Here is a 15,105-nt window from a genome sequence, read left to right on the forward strand (position 1 = left end):
CTCCCGGAGTAGCACTGGCCGGACTACTTCACGTTGACGCCGCTCCAGGCGGCCTGGACGGAGGTGAGCTCGGCGCTGTCGGCCCCGTACAGGTCGGTCGCCGCCTTCTCGGTCGCCTCACGGGCGCCCGCGTAGTCGGTGGACGACGTCATGTACTCGGAGAGGGCCTTGTACCAGATCTGGACGGCCTTGTCCCGGCCGATGCCGGTGACGGTCGAGCCGTCGGAGGTCGGGGAGTCGTAGTCGACCCCGTTGATGGTCTTCGCGCCGCTGCCCTCGGACAGCAGGTAGAAGAAGTGGTTGGCGACGCCGGAGGAGTAGTGCACGTCGAGGTCGCCGACGCTGCTGTCCCAGTAGTCGGCCGAGCCGCCGTCCTTGCTCGGCTCGTCCATGTAGCGCAGCGGGGTGCCGTCGCCGTTGATGTCGATCTTCTCGCCGATGAGGTAGTCACCGACGTCGGTGCCGTTGTCGGCGGCGAACTCGACCGAGGTGCCGAGGATGTCGCTGGTCGCCTCGTTCAGACCGCCGGACTCACCGAAGTAGTCGAGGTTGGCGGTGGACGCGGTCAGGCCGTGGCTCATCTCGTGGCCCGCGACGTCCAGGGCGGTCAGCGCGCTCTTGTTGTCGGCGCCGTCGCCGTACGTCATGCAGAAGCAGCTGTCGTCCCAGAACGCGTTGACGTACGCGTCGCCGTAGTGGACCCGCGAGTACGCGGCCTTGCCGTCACCGGCGATGCCGTCGCGGCCGAACGCCGACTTGTAGAAGTCCCAGGTCTGCGCCGCGCCGTAGGCGGCGTCGACCGCGGCGGTCTGGCGGTCGTTGCCGGTGCCGTCGCCCCAGGTGTCGTCGTCGTCCGTGACGAGGTCACCGGTGCCGCTCTCGCCCTGGTTGAGGTCGTACGTCTTGTGGCCGCCGCGGTCGCCGTCGGTCAGTTCGAAGCCGGAACCGGACGCGGTCGTCGACAGCTCGACCTCGCCGCTGTACTGGCTGTTGCCGACGCCGGTCTCGACCGCCTCGTAGCTCTGGAGCTTCTTGCCGGTGATCGCGTCGGTGATGGTGTGCAGCCGGCTCGGCGTGCCGTCCTTCTGCACACCGGTCTTCACCGTCTCCAGGGCGAGGACGGGCTTGCCGGAGCCCGCCCAGATCACCTTGCGGGCGGCGGCCGCGGTCTTGATCTTCGGCGTCGTGGACGGCACCGATATCCGGGCCTCGGTCGCCTTGGTGACGCCCTTGAGCTTTCCGCTGCGGGCGGTGTGGGTGACGAGGTCGCCGCCGAGGACGGGCAGACCGTCGTAGGTGCGCTCGTAGCGGGTGTGGACGGTGCCGTCGGCATCCTTGATCACATCGCGGACGACCAGCTTCTCCTTGCCGCCGAGCCCGAGCGAGTCGGCGGTGGCGGAGGCGTCGCTCTGCGCCGACTTGATGGCGGCGGTGCGCACCGAGGCCTTGTTCGCGCTGAAGGGGACAACGCTGCGAGTGGCGGAGGGGCCGTCATTTCCGTTGTCCGGCACGGCGTTTGCCGCACCGGTCTGCATGCCTACGACGACCATCGCGGCCACGGCGGCCAGGGCTGCGGCGCGACGGGTGTTCATGTGGGGGGTCATGCGCTCTCCGTTGCTCGTTCCGTGGGGGGTTACGAGCCGAGAGCGTGCCACTGAATGAGCGACATTGACGGAGTGCTAACAATTACCTCACATTTATTTGACCACTTCTTGTCCGAATGGAATACGCATGTGTCCGTTAATCGGCGGGAGTTGGGCATTCGTGTCCGATGGCACCACATAGCGAACGGTGTGTGCCGGTTCGGGCTCGGCGCACACGGGAGGCCGGTGCGCGCGGGAGGGCGGCGCGCACACAGAAGCCCCCGGCCGCAACGGCCGGGGGCTTCTTGGGTGGTGCCTGTGCGTCAGAGGTTGACGCCGAAGTCCTGCGCGATGCCGCGCAGGCCGGAGGCGTAACCCTGGCCGACGGCGCGGAACTTCCACTCCGCACCGTTGCGGTACAGCTCGCCGAAGACCATGGCGGTCTCGGTGGCGGCGTCCTCGCTCAGGTCGTAGCGGGCGATCTCGGTGCCGCCGGCCTGGTTGATGATGCGGATGAACGCGTTGCGCACCTGGCCGAAGTTCTGGCTGCGGGTCTCGGCGTCGTAGATCGAGACCGGGAAGACGATCTTGTCGACGTCGGCCGGCAGACCCGCCAGGTTGACGTTGATCTGCTCGTCGTCGCCCTCGCCCTGGCCCGTGACGTTGTCACCGGTGTGGACGATGGTCTGGTCGGGCGTCGACTTGTTGTTGAAGAAGACGAAGTGGCCGTCCGAGACGACCTTCCCGGCCGGGTTGACCGCGATCGCCGAGGCGTCGAGGTCGAAGTCGGTGCCGGTGGTGGTGCGGACGTCCCAGCCGAGGCCCACCGTGACGGCGGTCAGGCCCGGGGCCTCCTTGGTGAGGGAGACGTTGCCGCCCTTGGACAGGCTTACAGCCATGGGAAGTCCCTTTCATCGTCGATCGCGGGCTTCATGCCATCACGAAGCTACCGTCACAGGTCATAACGCGGGCAGAGGACCAGGAGGTTCCTGGTCCCTTTGCTTTCTTTACCTGAATGCTCCGGACGGCCCCACGGCCGGTACCGCAAAAGAAGGTGACGAACGCCCTCCGGTGCGAGGAACATGGGTGTCATGTCCGGGCCCTATGTCATCCGCGGTTCGGTCTCCCTGCCGGAGGCCGAGCTCATGTGGCGTTTCTCGCGGTCCTCCGGGCCCGGCGGGCAGCACGTCAACACCAGCGACTCCCAGGTGGAGCTCCGCTTCGACCTCTCGGCGACCGAGTCGCTCCCCGAGGTGTGGAAGGAGCGGGCGCTCCAGCGCCTGGAGAGCAGGCTCGTGGGCGGGGTGCTCTCGGTACGCGCCTCCGAGCACCGCTCCCAGTGGCGCAACCGCGAGACGGCTCTCGTGCGGCTCGCCTCGCTGCTCGCCGAGGCGACGGCGCCGCCCCCGCGGCCGCGGCGCAGGACCAGGATCCCGCGGGGCATCAACGAACGGCGGCTGCGCGAGAAGAAGCAGCGCGGCGAGACCAAGCGCGGCCGCTCCGGCCGCGACTGGTGACGGTCCGGCCCCCCGCACCGGTTCCCGCGCCCGCTCCCGTTCTCACCCCAGCTGCCGGTACCGCCCCCGGAAGTACGTCAGCGGCGAACCGTCCTCGCTGGGCAGGGCCGCGCTCAGTACCCGGCCGATCACCAGCGTGTGGTCACCGGCCACGATCCGCTGCTCGGTACGGCACTCCAGGGTGGCGAGTGCCCCTCCGATCAGCGGTGCGGCGCTGACCTCTCCCCGCGTATGGGGGATGTCCTCGAACAGCAGCCGGTCGCTGATCCGGCCCTTCATCGCGAACCGTCCGGCGACGTGCCGCTGGCTCTCGGCGAGCACCGACACAGCCCACAGCGGCTGCTCCGACAGCAGGTCGTCCATCCGGGAATCGTTGCGCAGGCTGACCATCACCAGGGGCGGGTCCAGCGACACGGACATGAAGGCGGTCGCCGTCATGCCGACGTCCTCGCCGCGTCCGTCCTCGTCCAGCGGCGGCTCCTGGGCGGTGATCAGCACGACACCGGCGGCCAGCCGGGCGAGGGCGCCTCGGAACTCATCGTTGCTCACCCCCTCAGCATGGGGGACGGGCCGGGGACGCGGGGCGGAGGTCTTCGTCTGCAACACATCGGGCACGCTAATCGCGGAGCGGGTTCCTCCGCATCGGGCCAGGGGACCAGTCGGGTCCTAGGACCCGGGTCCGGCCGGGGCTGCACTGCAACGTCCGGATTTGCGTTCAGGAAAAGGACGGGGCGAATCCGCGGGTCACTCCCAACCCTTCACCATCTGTTGTGACTTGAGTCACAGAGAGCAATATTTGTTGACCCTGTGTACCGACTGCGCAGCTCGCTGTGATTCAGTGGCCGTGACACTGCAGTAAGTACGTCGATATGAAACCTGGAGTGCTGTCGAGGTCTCGGGGAGTGCGAGCAATGGAGGCCGAGTCGGAGCCGTACGTCCGTCTTGCGACGATGCGGCAGCTGCACCAGGCCGTCGCCGATCTCAACACGGCGCGGAGCCTGGCCGACACGCTGCAGACCGTTGCCGACGGAATCGTCAACGGTCTCGGTTACGAGCTGGCCTGTGTGAACCTGGTCCGCCCCGACGGCGATCTCGTCGTCGCCGCCTTCGCGGGCAACAGCGCGGCCGAGGCCCTGATCACCGGCCGGGTCGGATCGCGCACCTCCTGGGAGCGCCGGCTGACGATGGGGCAGGCCTGGGACGAGCTCCGTTTCATACCGCACACCGACGGCTGGGTCCTCCTCGACGACGACGTACCGCAGTGGCACACCGACGGGCCGGAACCCCGTTTCGAGGACGAGTGGCACCCCCAGGACCGGCTCTACGCCCCGATGTACGCGTCCGGCGGCGGTGCCGATCTGCTCGGCGTGATTTCCGTGGACCGCCCGCGCAACGGCCGCCGCCCCGGCGCCTGGGGCCGCGAGGCGCTCCAGATGTACGCGTCGCAGGCGGCCATTGCGATCAGCAACGCCCGGCTGCGAGCAAACATGCAGCGGGCGCTGGTCCGGCTGGAGCGGGAACAGCAGGCGCTGCGGGCAAGCGAGGAGTCCTTCCGTCAGGCGTTCGAGTACGCGCCCAGCGGCATGGCCATCGCGGAGATGGGCGGCGACCAGCACGGCCGGCTGCTGCGCACCAACGACGCGCTGTGCCGGCTGCTCGGCCGCCCCGCGTCCGTCCTGCGCCGCTACTCCTTCGCCGACCTGGTCCACCCCGAGGACATCGGCACGCTGCTGCGCACCTCCGCCGAGGGCGGTCGCGCCGAGCTGCGGCTCGGCCGGCGGGACGGCACCTACCTCTGGGTCTCGCTGCGCAACTCCGTCGTCGCCGACACCGCCGACGGCCCGCGCTTCCTGCTCACCCACGTCGAGGACATAGAGGAGCGCAAGCGCCACGAGCTGCATCTGGCGCACCGCGCCTCGCACGACGCGCTGACCGGCCTGCCCAACAGCGCCGAGCTGCGCTCCCGGCTGAGTGCCCGGCTCTGCGAGCGCCCGAACGCGACGGCGACCACCCCGGTGGAGGCGCTGGACGCGGCCTACGGCGACGTCGACGATCCGGACGCGCGGACCCACGGCTACGAGGTGGACCCGGCGCCCGGCGGCCCGTACGACCACCATGTGCACTCCGTCGCACCCGACACCGAGCACGACGACGGGGCGAAGGGGCTCGCGGTGCTCTTCTGCGACCTCGACGGCTTCAAGTCGATCAACGACCGCTTCGGCCACCACACCGGTGACGCGGTGCTGATCGAGGTCGCCCGCCGGCTCACCACCTGTGTCCGCGACGGTGACACCGTGGCCCGGCTGGGGGGTGACGAATTCGTCGTCCTGGCCGACGGGCTCGGCGACGCGGACGCCGCGGACCTGGCCGTACGCCTGCGTAACGCCATCATTCCGCCCATCCGGGTCGACGGCCGGGCGGTGCGGGTGGGGGCGAGCTTCGGCATCGGCTGGGCCGCCTGCGGGATGACCGCCGAAGAGGTACTGCGCTCCGCCGACCAGCGGATGTACGTGGAGAAGCGGTCGCGGTCGAAGGTTCACCGCAGGGCCGGCTGACGTTCACGGCGGCGCGGCTCCGGTGCTCCGCCGGGGTTCCGGTACCGCCGACGGCAATTCTCGGTGTGGTCCGTTCGGGGTAGGCTCGGCCGGTCGGCCACGGCTGGCGATATCAGGCGACGGCTGGCGACATGGTGAGGAGTGACCCAGGGATGACGGCCGGCAACAACGGCGCAAACAAGCCCGAGGACGACGATCCGTTCGGCTACCTGTACGAGGACGGACAGGCGGCGGGCGCCCAGCCGCCGAGGCAGGGCGGCTACGGCTACCCGGGGCCGGCGGCCCCGCAGCCGGGTGTGCCCAGGACCTCGTACAACCAGGTACGCACCGTCGGTGAGCGCCAGTACGGCCAGCAGGTGCCGCAGCAGCAGCCGTACGGCCAGCAGCAGGCGTACAACCAGCCGAACGCGCAGTACGCCGCCCCGGAGACGTACCCCGGCGCCACCGCGCAGGTCCCGCAGCAGGGCGGCCGCGGCCGGTCCGGCGGCTCCTCCGGCAGCGGCGGGCCGAACACCAAGGGCCTGCTGATCGCCGCGGTCGCGGTGGTCCTGGTCGTGCTCATCGGGATCGGCGCCGCACTGCTCACCGGTGACCCGGACAAGAACAAGGACAAGGACGGGGCCGTCTCCTCGGCGGGCCCCGGCAACCAGGTCGAGGAGTCCCCGAAGCCCCAGCAGTCCCCCAGCTCCGAGGCCCCGGTCGAGCTCCCCGAGCAGGACGCGGCGACGCTGAAGCTCGGCGGCACGGCCCAGCTGGACAACACGACCAAGGGCGCCAAGAGCTCCAACGGCCAGTACATCAACCTCAACGAGGTCGGCAGGTCCGCGACCTGGTCGGTCGAGGTGCCGAAGGCCGGTCCGTACACGCTGTTCGTGACGTACGGAGTGCCGGGCAAGGACGCCAAGACGTCGCTCACGGTCAACTCCGAGGCCCCGCGCGGCATCAACATGAAGAACTACGCGAACGCCTCCGAGGGTGATCTGGAGAAGGGCTGGACGAACACGTTCGCCTACGTCAATCTCAACAAGGGTGCGAACACCCTGATGATCTCCTGCAACGAGGGTGACCAGTGCGACGCCAATCTGGACCAGCTGTCGCTGAAGGCCGGTCACGTGAAGCGCTGAGTGTGTGACGAGAACGGTCCGGCCCCCATCGCCCGAGCGCGGCGACGGGGGCCGGACCGTTTTCCGGCCACGCGCTGCCCGGTCAGCCCATCAGCGCCAGGAAGCCGGCCACCGTCGCGGCCATCGCCTCGCGTCCCGGGGCGATGTACTTGCGCGGGTCGACACCGGTGGCGTTCTCGGCCAGGTACGCCCGTACCGCGCCGGTGAACGCGGTGTTCAGCGCCGTGCCCACGTTGATCTTGACCATGCCGGAGGACGCCACGGCCCGGCGGATCTCCTCGTCCGGGACGCCGCTGGAGCCGTGCAGCACCAGCGGGACCGGGACGGCGTCGCGGAGCCGGCCGATCAGCTCGTGGTCCAGGGCGGCGGTGCGCTCGGTCATGGCGTGCGAGGAGCCGACCGCGACGGCCAGCGCGTCGACACCGGTGTCGCGGACGTACGCGGCGGCCTCGGCCGGGTCGGTACGGACACCGGGGGCGTGGGCGTCGAGCGGGGCCTCGCCCTCCTTGCCGCCGACCTTGCCGAGCTCGGCCTCGATCCAGATGCCGTGCTCGCGGCCCCAGGCCACCGCGGCGGCCGTGGCCCGCACGTTCTCCTCGTAGGGCAGCTTGGAGGCGTCGAACATGACGGAGCCGAAGCCCTCGGTGTGTGCCTGGTGCAGCAGCTCCACGGACTCGACGTGGTCGAGGTGGAGGGCGAGCGGGGCGCCGGAGGCGCGGGCCACGGCGGCGGCCGCGGCGGCGACGGCGGAGAGCCGTCCGCCGTGGAACTTCACGGCGTTCTCGGAGATCTGCAGGATGGCGGGCGCCCCGGCGCGCTCCGCGCCGGCCGCGATGGCCTCCGCGTGCTCCAGCGTGATGACATTGAAGGCGGCGATCCCGCGTCCCGCGGCCTGGGCGGCGGAGACGAGTTCACCGGTGCTGACGAGCGGCATGCTGACCTCTTGCTACTTCTTTCGAACCAGCGATCGCGCGGGTTCGGGACGGGCGCGGCCTATCGGGCCGCCGGTGTGTGTTCCTCGATTCCGACGCGCGGCAGCAGCTCCTCGTAGGCCGCGCGGTCGAAATCACCGGCCGTCGGGGAGAGCACGGTCGCCGTCGACAGTGCCACCGCCCGCCGCAGCCGGTCCGGCCAGCTCAGCCCCTCGACGAGTCCGGACAGCAGCCCGGCCACCGCGGAGTCGCCCGCGCCGGTCGGATTGCCCAGGACCCTGGCGGGCGGCGCTGCCTGCCAGATTCCGTCGGGGGTGACCGCCAGCATGCCGTCCGGGCCCAGCGAGGCTATGACCCCGTGCGCGCCGCGGCGGCGGGCGTCGCGGGTGGCGCGCATCGGTTCCCGGGAGCCGGTGAGCTGGGCGAGCTCGTCGGCGTTCGGCTTGATCAGGTCGGGGCGGGCGGCGATGCCCCGGCGCAGCGGTTCGCCGCTGGTGTCCAGGAGCACCGGGACGCCGGCGGTACGTGCCGACCGGACGAGTTCGGCGTAGGCGCCGACGTGGATGCCGGGCGGCAGGCTGCCGCAGAGTGCGACGGCGTCGGCCCCGGCGAGGAGCTCCTCGTACCGGCCGAGGAGGGCGGCCCACTCGTCGGCGGTGACGAGCGGGCCGGGTTCGTTGAGCTGGGTGGTGTCGCCGGTGGCCCGGTCCACGACGGCGATGGTGCGGCGGGTGTTCCCGGCGACGGTGACGAGGGCGTCGGTGATCGGTGCGGGGGCCGTGCCCGGGGCGCCGGGGTCGGCGGGCTCCTGCGGTGACAGGCCGGCCAGCAGCTCACGCAGCGCGGCTCCGGTGGCGCCTCCGGCGAAGCCGGTGACCACCGTCCGGTGGCCGAGCGCGGAGAGCACCCGGGCCACGTTCAGTCCCTTGCCGCCGGGTCGCTCGGACATCTCGCTGACGCGGTGGCTGGCGTGCGGGACGAGTTCCGGTACGCCGTACGTCAGGTCGAGTGCCGTATTCAGTGTGACCGTGAGGATCACCGCGGCCGCTCCCTCGATCCCTGCTCCGAAGCGCCAGACCTTGGAGGGAATGCGCTTTCTCTGGCTGTTTTCCAGGCGATCATGCCAAAGAGGTGGCGGTCGGCCCAGAGCTGTGGACCAACCGCCGTCTCTTCGTTACGTATTCGACCCGCCGTCAGCAATGGGACGGATCAGCCGATTTGCGGCTCCTTGATCCATTCGCCCTTGCGCATGACGCCCTTGAGTCCGAAGTCCGCGTCCAGGACCACCAGGTCGGCGTCCTTGCCCGGTTCCAGCGAGCCGACCCGGTCGTACACGCCGAGCAGCCGCGCCGGGTTGGCGGAGATGGACTGCACGACATCGCCGACCGGGATCCGGTCGATGGTCACGGCCCGGTGGAACGCGGTGTCCAGGGTGAGTGTGGAGCCCGCGATCGAGTTGCCCTCGACCAGCCGCGCGACGCCGTCCTTGACCTCGACCGCGAGCGGGCCGAGCTGGTAGAGCCCGTCGCCGAAGCCTGCCGCGTCCATGGCGTCGGTGATCAGCGCGACGCGGTGGGCGCCCGCGTGGTGGTAGGCCAGCTCCAGGGCCGCGGGGTGCAGATGGGTGCCGTCGTTGATCAGCTCGACGGTGATCCGCTCGTCCTCCAGCAGCGCCGCGATCGGGCCGGGATCGCGGTGGGCGAGCGGCGGCATCGCGTTGAAGAGGTGCGTGGCGACGGTGGCGCCCGCGTCGATCGCCTCGACGGTCTGCTCGTACGTGGCGTCGGTGTGGCCGATCGCGGCGATGATGCCGTGCTCGGCGAGCAGCCGCACCGAGTCGATGCCGCCCGGCAGTTCGGTGGCGAGCGTGAACATCTTCGCGGTGCCGCGCGCCGCGTCCATCAGCTTGCGGACCTCGGCCGGGTCCGGGTCGCGCAGCAGTTCCTCGCTGTGCGCGCCCTTGCGGCACGGCGAGATGAACGGCCCCTCGAAGTGGATGCCGGCCAGGTCGCCCTGCTCCACCAGCTCGGACAGGACACCGGCCCGGTGGGCCAGGAAGTCCATCTCGCCGGTGACCGTGGAGGCGACCAGGGTGGTGGTGCCGTGCTCGCGGTGGGTGCGGATGCCGGTGAGGACCTCGTCCACGGTGCCGGAGGTGAAGGAGGCGCCGCCACCGCCGTGGTTGTGCATGTCGACGAAGCCGGGGACCACCCAGTGGCCGCTCAGGTCGACGGTCGGTGCGCCCTCCGCCGCGGCACCGGCGATCCGGGTGCCCTCGACGATCACCCGGCCGTTCTCGACCGTGCCGGTGGGAAGCACCACCCGGGCACCTGCGAGAACTGTGCTGTCTGCGCGTCCGGCCATCAGGCGGATACCTCCGTGGAGAGAAGATCCCAGGCGAGCAGCCCTGCGCCCAGGCATCCGGCGGTGTCCCCGAGGGCCGCCGGGACGATGTGGGGCAGCTTCTGGAACGTGACCCGTTCCTCGACGGCCGCACGGAGTGGTGCGAACAAGGTTTCCCCGGCCTCGGCGAGACCGCCACCGATGATGAGCGTGCGCGGGTCGAGCAGCGTCAGCGCGGTGACCAGCCCGGCGGCGAGCGCGTCGACCGCGTTCTGCCAGACCGCGACGGCGGCCGGGTCGCCGGACTCGACGGCCTTCGCGCAGTCCGCGGCGTCCGCCTCGGGGTCACCGGATGCGGCGGCCCAGGCACGGCTGACGGCGGACGCGGACGCCAGGGTCTCCAGACAGCCGCGCTGGCCACAGCTGCAGTCCGGCCCGTCCGGCCGGACCACGATGTGCCCGATCTCGCCCGCGTATCCGTGCGCGCCCGCCTCGATCGTGCCCGTGATGCCGATGGCTCCGGCGATGCCGGTGCCCAGCGGTACGAAGACGAAGCGGTCGGCGTCCTTGCCCGCGCCGATCCGGCCCTCGGCGAGCCCACCGGTGCGTACGTCGTGGCCGAGTGCGACGGGAACACCGCCGAGCCGCTCGCCGAGCAGTTGCCGCATGGGCACGTCTCGCCAGCCCAGGTTCGCGGCGTAGACCGCGATCCCGTTCTCGGCGTCGACGATGCCGGGCACGGCGACACCGGCCGCGACGGCGCTCTCGCCGAAGTGCTCCTCGCCGTACGCCCGCAGGTCGGCGGCGAAGGCGAGGATCGACTCGACGACGGCTTCGGCGCCGCGCTCTCTGCCGGTGGCCCGCCGCGCCTCGTACAGCAGGGTGCCGTCGGCCCCGACCAGTGCGGCCTTCATTCCGGTGCCGCCCACATCGAGGGCGATGACGTGTTTCACGGGAAACAGTTTCGCCCGCGGAACCAAAAAGGTCTAGTCCACTATCCCGGTTTGTTGCGGATCCATACAAAATAGCGGCCACGATTTCGCGGCCCGGGGTCCGGCCCGGCCCGGCAGGACTTCAGGAGGAAAGGATCACGCTGCGCGAGAGATTGCGCGGCCGGTCAGGGTCGTACCCCTTCGACTCCGCCAGCTCGACCGCCAGCCGCTGCACCCGGACCAGATCCGCCATCGGATCCGCCGTGGCGTGCGCGACCAGCCTGCCGCCCACCCGCGCCACATCCCCGGCCAGCCCCTCCGGCAGCCGGCCGAACACCCACGCCACCCGGTGCGGCCCGGTGATCGAGATCGGACCGTGGCGGTACTCCATCGCCGGGTACGACTCCGTCCAGGCGCCCGCCGCCTCGCGCATCTTCAGCCCGGCCTCCTGTGCCAGCCCGTACGTCCAGCCCCGCCCCAAGAACGTCCACTGCTCCGCCGAGACCACCGCCTCGTCCAGCGGCTCGGTCACCGCCAGCTCCGCGTCCACCGCCGCGGCGGCCACCGTCTTCACCCCGGCCGGAAGCGGACCCGACGCCTCCAGGCCGGCCCGCAGAAAGGCCGGCGCGGTGGTGGCGAACCGGGTCTGCACGACCGACTCCTCGTCCGCCCAGTCCAGTACGGCGACCGTGTCGGCGGCGGCCATGACCGGCGTCCCCGGATCGGCGGTCAGCGCGACGGTGGCGACCCTGCCGCGCAGCTCGCCGAGGAGCTCAAGCACCTCGGTCGTGGTGCCGGACCGGGTGATCGCCACCACCCGGTCGTACGGGCGCCCGGCCGGGAACTCCGAGGAGGGATACGCGTCCGTCTCGCCCTGCCCGGCCGCCTCGCGCAGCGCCGCGTACGCGATGGCCATGAACCAGGAGGTGCCGCACCCGGTGACCGCGACCCGCTCGCCGGGGCGCGGCAGCCCGTCGAACGTCGCCGCCGCCTCGGCGGCACGTCGCCAGCAGCCGGGCTGGGTGGCAATTTCCGATGCGGTACGCGACATGCTGGACGGCTCCTTGCGGCGTGGGACGTAACGGTGCGGGCGGTACGGCACAGCGGTGGGGCAGGGTCCGGATCCCGGAGGATCCCGCGCCGAAGCCTACTCAGCGGTAGGCGTGCGGCGGGGCCATGCTCCCGGGTCCGGCGCGACCGGGTGCAGGCCCGGTTACGTTGCGAAAGCGATACCCGCTGTGGTGTAGACCATCGGCGACGGGCTGGGGGAGGATCGCACCTCGTTCGGAGGGGCCCCACGACGACGTGGCGGGCACGGGCGACTCGATGGATGAGGACGGACTGGGCTGTGCAGCTGCGCCACCGGGTACTGATCGCGGCAGTGACCGCGCTGGGCATGACAGCGACGTTGTCGGCTTGCGGCAACACCGGCAGCGGCTCGGGGGAGATCACCCTCAAGCTCGTCGCGGCCGACTACGGCAACGGCCCGGCCAACAGCTCCGAGAAGTACTGGGACGGGCTGGTCAAGGGATTCGAGGCGTCCCACCCCGGCATCAAGGTCGACGTCAGCGTCTACTCCTGGAAGGACGTCGACCGCGAGGTCGCCGCGATGGTGAAGAAGGGGCAGGCCCCCGACATCGCCCAGATCGGCTCGTACGCCGACTACGCCAAGGCCGGCAAGCTCTACCGGGCCGACCAGATGCTCTCCATCCGCACCCAGGCCAACTTCCTGCCGTCCCTCGCCGACGCGGGCAGCCTGGACCGCACCCAGTACGGACTGCCGTTCGTCGCCAGCACCCGGCTGCTCTTCTACAACAAGAAGTTCTTCGCGCAGGCGGGTCTGGACGCCCCGAAGACCTGGGACGACATCCGCGACGACGCGACGCTGCTCAAGCAGCGCGGGGTGACCTACCCGTTCGCGCTGCCGCTCGGCCCGGAGGAGCCGCAGGCCGAGACCGCGATGTGGCTGCTCAGCGGGGGCGGCGGCTTCATCGACGACAGCGGCTCGTACGAGATCGACTCGGCCGAGAACGTCCGGACCTTCGACTGGCTGAAGACGAACCTGGTCGACAAGGGCCTCGTCGGCCCCGTCGCCCCCGGCAAGCTCGACCGGCAGAAGGCGTTCGACGCGTTCACCGACGGCGAGGCCGGCATGCTGAACGGGCATCCCACGCTGATGCAGGAGGCCGAGCGCAAGGGCGTCTCCGTCGGCATGGTGCCGCTGCCCGGCATCGACGGCCCGAGCAAGGGCTCGCTGGGCGTGGCCGACTGGATCATGGGCTTCAAGCAGAACGGCCACCGGGTGCCGCTGGGCAAGTTCTTCGACTATCTGTTCACCGACAAGAACGTCATCGACTTCGCCGACGAGTACGACCTGCTGCCCGTCACCGACAGCGCCTCCGCGGCCATGGAGTCCGACGTCAGGTTCAAGCCGCTGTGGAAGTTCCTGGCCGCGCTGCCGAACTCGCAGTTCTATCCCTTCGGCAAGACGTCCTGGGCCCGGTCCAGCGAGTCGATCAAGGAGAACATCGGCAAGGCGGTCGAGCCGAACGGCAGCCCCGAGAACGTGCTGGGGCGGATCGCGCGCGACTCGGCGGCGGCGGAGCGCACGGAGTAACGGGTGGTGCGGAGCAGCGGGTGGCGGCGCTCCGGACGGGCGGCTTTCCGTGCGGTCGGCCTTCCACGCGGGCGATATGTTGGCTGATATGACCGCCCCCACGCCTGGCCCCGACGACACCGACGGCCTCTCCGACCGCGACCGTGCCGTGCTCGCCGTCGAACGGCAGTCGTGGTCCGGCCCCGGTGCGAAGGAACGGGCGATCCGCGAACAGCTCGGCATCTCGCCCACCCGCTACTACCAGCTCCTCAACGCCCTGCTCGACGACCGCCGCGCACTGGCCGCGGACCCGGTGACGGTGAACCGCCTGCGCCGGGTGAGGGACGCACGGCGCGAACGGCGCTGAGAGCCGGAACGAGCCCCTCGGCACAACGAGGCCCCTCGGGCAGCCCGAATCCGAGCACCGCAGCACGACGAGGCCCCTCGGGCAGCCCGAATCCGAGCACCGCAGCACAGCGAGGCCCTTCCGGCAGTGCGAGATCAGGCCCCTGCGGCGGCCGAGGAGCGGGGGTCCGGGATCAGCGCCCCAGAAATCGCCCGCACCGCCCCGACTCCCCGCCCCGGCTATAGGCTCGCCCCATGGGCAGCAACCCGGAAGCACCCGCACCCGAACCCGCACCCACACACGCGTCCGCACCGGCACCCGCACCGGGCGAAACCCCGCCCGAACTCCCGATCCCCACCACGCCACCCGGCCGCGAGGCCCTGGCCGCGATCCTCGCGCGCCCCGACCGCGCCGTGATCGCGCTCGATTTCGACGGCACCCTCGCCGACATCGTCCCGGACCCGGAACAGGCCCGCGCCCACCCCGGCGCCGTCGACGCCCTCGTCGCGCTCGCCCCGAAAGTGGCCTCCATCGCCGTGATCACCGGCCGCCCGGCCGGCGTCGCGGTCCGGCACGGCGGCTTCGCCGGAGTCGCGGGTCTCGACCACCTCGTCGTCCTCGGCCACTACGGCGCCGAGCGCTGGGACGCGGTGTCCGGCACCGTCCACGCCCCCGCCCCGCACCCCGGCATCGCCTCGGTCCGCGCCGAACTCCCCGGTGTGCTCGACCGGTCCGGCTCCTGGCACGGCACCTGGATCGAGGAGAAGGGCCGGGCGATCGCCGTCCACACCCGCCGGGCCGCCGACCCGCAGGCCGCGTTCGAGGCGCTGGGCGGCCCGCTCGGCGAGCTCGCCGCACGGCACGGGCTGATCGTCGAACCGGGCCGGCTGGTCCTGGAGCTGCGCCCGCCCGGCATGGACAAGGGCGTCGCACTCGCCCAGTACGTACGGGAGACGGACGCCGAGTCCGTGCTGTACGCGGGCGACGACCTCGGCGACCTCGCCGCCTACGCCGCGGTGGAGAAGCTCCGCACCGACGGCGCCGACGGCATCCCCGGCCTGCTGGTGTGCAGCGGCAGCGCGGAGGTGCCCGAACTGGCCGAGCGGGCCGATCTGCTGCTGGCCGGACCGGGTGACGTCGTCGGATTCCTGGCGGCGCTGGCCCGGCGGATCTGACG

At 71.2% G+C, this 15,105-nt stretch carries 14 protein-coding genes; 6 read left to right on the forward strand and 8 right to left on the reverse strand.

Annotated elements, in window-relative coordinates; translation table 11 throughout:
• Positions 1-23: 23 nt before the first annotated feature.
• Together ACFVH0_RS06395 and ACFVH0_RS06400 are read right to left on the reverse strand one after the other, a co-directional pair.
• The gene (locus ACFVH0_RS06395) at positions 24-1,604 is read right to left on the reverse strand and encodes a M4 family metallopeptidase (RefSeq protein WP_385818359.1); all 1,581 of its coding nucleotides are present in this window, start codon (positions 1,602-1,604) and stop codon (positions 24-26) included.
• A gap of 302 nt (positions 1,605-1,906) precedes the next feature.
• Positions 1,907-2,482, reverse strand: coding sequence for a TerD family protein (locus ACFVH0_RS06400; protein ID WP_072487943.1), 576 nt, complete (start codon positions 2,480-2,482; stop codon positions 1,907-1,909).
• A gap of 183 nt (positions 2,483-2,665) precedes the next feature.
• Here ACFVH0_RS06400 and arfB point away from each other — a divergent pair, with 183 nt between their 5' ends.
• Complete coding sequence (gene arfB / locus ACFVH0_RS06405) at positions 2,666-3,100, forward strand: alternative ribosome rescue aminoacyl-tRNA hydrolase ArfB (protein ID WP_385818360.1); 435 nt, start codon at positions 2,666-2,668, stop codon at positions 3,098-3,100.
• A 42-nt stretch (positions 3,101-3,142) separates the two neighbouring features.
• On the opposite strand, the gene ACFVH0_RS06410 is transcribed toward arfB, so the two are convergent.
• Complete coding sequence (locus ACFVH0_RS06410) at positions 3,143-3,649, reverse strand: flavin reductase family protein (RefSeq protein WP_385818362.1); 507 nt, start codon at positions 3,647-3,649, stop codon at positions 3,143-3,145.
• Between the two features lie 362 nt (positions 3,650-4,011).
• Here ACFVH0_RS06410 and cdgB point away from each other — a divergent pair, with 362 nt between their 5' ends.
• Together cdgB and ACFVH0_RS06420 are read left to right on the forward strand one after the other, a co-directional pair.
• Entirely contained in the window at positions 4,012-5,655 is a 1,644-nt protein-coding gene (gene cdgB / locus ACFVH0_RS06415; protein ID WP_385818364.1) for a diguanylate cyclase CdgB, read from the forward strand.
• A gap of 152 nt (positions 5,656-5,807) precedes the next feature.
• Positions 5,808-6,779, forward strand: a complete 972-nt coding sequence (locus ACFVH0_RS06420; protein ID WP_385818365.1) for a carbohydrate-binding protein — start codon at positions 5,808-5,810, stop codon at positions 6,777-6,779.
• An 82-nt stretch (positions 6,780-6,861) separates the two neighbouring features.
• Here the strand turns inward: ACFVH0_RS06420 and ACFVH0_RS06425 are convergent, their stop codons facing one another.
• The 5 genes from ACFVH0_RS06425 to ACFVH0_RS06445 all read right to left on the reverse strand — a co-directional run bounded on the left by ACFVH0_RS06425 (position 6,862) and on the right by ACFVH0_RS06445 (position 12,037).
• The gene (locus tag ACFVH0_RS06425) at positions 6,862-7,713 is read right to left on the reverse strand and encodes a ketose-bisphosphate aldolase (protein WP_385818367.1); all 852 of its coding nucleotides are present in this window, start codon (positions 7,711-7,713) and stop codon (positions 6,862-6,864) included.
• A 59-nt stretch (positions 7,714-7,772) separates the two neighbouring features.
• The gene (locus ACFVH0_RS06430) at positions 7,773-8,750 is read right to left on the reverse strand and encodes a 1-phosphofructokinase family hexose kinase (protein ID WP_385818369.1); all 978 of its coding nucleotides are present in this window, start codon (positions 8,748-8,750) and stop codon (positions 7,773-7,775) included.
• 170 nt (positions 8,751-8,920) lie between these two features.
• Positions 8,921-10,075: an N-acetylglucosamine-6-phosphate deacetylase gene (gene nagA / locus ACFVH0_RS06435; RefSeq protein WP_385818370.1), complete on the reverse strand. Its 1,155-nt coding sequence runs from the start codon at positions 10,073-10,075 to the stop codon at positions 8,921-8,923.
• Positions 10,075-11,007, reverse strand: a complete 933-nt coding sequence (locus tag ACFVH0_RS06440; protein WP_385818372.1) for an ROK family protein — start codon at positions 11,005-11,007, stop codon at positions 10,075-10,077. The genes nagA and ACFVH0_RS06440 overlap by 1 nt, the downstream gene beginning before the upstream one ends.
• Positions 11,008-11,128: 121 nt before the next feature.
• The gene (locus ACFVH0_RS06445) at positions 11,129-12,037 is read right to left on the reverse strand and encodes an SIS domain-containing protein (RefSeq protein WP_385818373.1); all 909 of its coding nucleotides are present in this window, start codon (positions 12,035-12,037) and stop codon (positions 11,129-11,131) included.
• A gap of 345 nt (positions 12,038-12,382) precedes the next feature.
• On the opposite strand from ACFVH0_RS06445, the gene ACFVH0_RS06450 reads away from it, so the two are divergent.
• From ACFVH0_RS06450 to otsB, 3 genes are all read left to right on the forward strand, one after another.
• Positions 12,383-13,603, forward strand: coding sequence for an ABC transporter substrate-binding protein (locus ACFVH0_RS06450; protein WP_385818582.1), 1,221 nt, complete (start codon positions 12,383-12,385; stop codon positions 13,601-13,603).
• 88 nt (positions 13,604-13,691) lie between these two features.
• Complete coding sequence (locus ACFVH0_RS06455) at positions 13,692-13,949, forward strand: DUF3263 domain-containing protein (RefSeq protein WP_124717210.1); 258 nt, start codon at positions 13,692-13,694, stop codon at positions 13,947-13,949.
• A 233-nt stretch (positions 13,950-14,182) separates the two neighbouring features.
• Positions 14,183-15,103 carry a trehalose-phosphatase gene (otsB, locus tag ACFVH0_RS06460; protein WP_385818374.1) on the forward strand — a complete coding sequence of 307 codons (921 nt, stop codon included), beginning with the start codon at positions 14,183-14,185 and terminating at the stop codon, positions 15,101-15,103.
• Positions 15,104-15,105 lie beyond the last annotated feature (2 nt).

Source organism: Streptomyces sp. NPDC127117 (genome assembly GCF_042677325.1).
GTDB lineage: Bacteria > Actinomycetota > Actinomycetes > Streptomycetales > Streptomycetaceae > Streptomyces.